Genomic DNA, 1228 nt, shown 5'->3' on the forward strand with positions numbered 1-1228 from the left:
ATATGATTTGATCTATGAAACATACGGTGAATTGAACGAGTCTCGTTCAAATGCCGTACTGATTTGCCATGCTCTTTCTGGCGACCATCACGCTGCAGGATATCACCAAGAAGATGATCCAAAACCCGGTTGGTGGGACAGTTGCATCGGGCCAGGAAAGCCGATTGATACAAACGTTTTCTTCGTTGTTTGCTTAAATAATCTCGGTGGTTGTAAAGGCAGCACTGGACCAACCACTCTATGCCCAGAAACGGGTGAACGTTATGGGCCAGATTTTCCTATCGTCACTGTTCGAGACTGGGTGGAAAGCCAAGCGCGTCTCGCTGATGTACTCGGTATAGATGTCTGGGCTGCCGTTGTTGGAGGTAGTTTAGGTGGCATGCAGGCATTGCGTTGGTCCTTGGATTATCCGAAGCGCGTAAAGCACGCTGTAGTTATTGCCTCGACACCAAAACTGACAGCACAAAACATTGCTTTTAATGAGATTGCACGTAAAGCAATCACATCAGACCCTAGTTTCCATGATGGTCGTTACTACTTGCATGATACCGTGCCGGCCAAAGGGTTAATGCTCGCTAGAATGATTGGGCATATTACTTATTTGTCTGACGAGGCAATGGGCGAAAAATTCGGACGTGTCACGAAGTCAGAAAATTTCAATTTTGACTATGGTGTTGAATTTGAGGTCGAGTCCTATTTAAATTATCAAGGTAAACGTTTTTCTAAAACATTTGATGCAAATACTTATCTGCTCATGACACGCGCCTTGGATTATTTTGATCCTGCCCAAGACTTTGACGGTGATTTAGTCAAAGCCTTAGAAGTATCACAATGCAGTTATTTTGTAGCCTCATTTAGCAGTGATTGGCGTTTCTCTCCTGAACGTTCTCAAGTCTTAGTAGACGCCATGATTAAAGCTAACAAACCCGTGAGTTATTGTGAGATAGATGCTCCGCACGGGCATGATGCTTTTTTAATACCTACGCCACGTTATACTGCCGCGTTTTCGGCCTATATGCAGCGTGTTGCGAAGGAGCAGGGCTTATGAGAGGCGATTTAGAAATTATTAGCCCTTGGGTTTCGCAAGCCTCAACAGTTTTGGATATGGGCTGTGGCGATGGTTTGCTGCTTGCGCATCTCCAATCTGAGAAAGGTGTAAAAGGTTACGGTCTAGAAATCGATGAGGACCGTATTACCGAATGTATAGTCAATGGAGTAAATGTTGTTG

Annotated in this window: 2 protein-coding genes; both read left to right on the forward strand. The window is 44.6% G+C overall.

Annotated elements, in window-relative coordinates; genetic code table 11:
- Window positions 1-1048 (forward strand): homoserine O-acetyltransferase (locus A3739_RS15045; protein WP_068501942.1); only part of this gene is annotated, 1048 nt, incomplete at its 5' end.
- The coding region (locus A3739_RS15050; protein ID WP_231877091.1) for a methionine biosynthesis protein MetW at window positions 1045-1228 on the forward strand (184 nt) is incomplete at its 3' end. The genes A3739_RS15045 and A3739_RS15050, both read left to right, overlap by 4 nt.

The organism is Oleiphilus sp. HI0067, assembly GCF_001635735.1.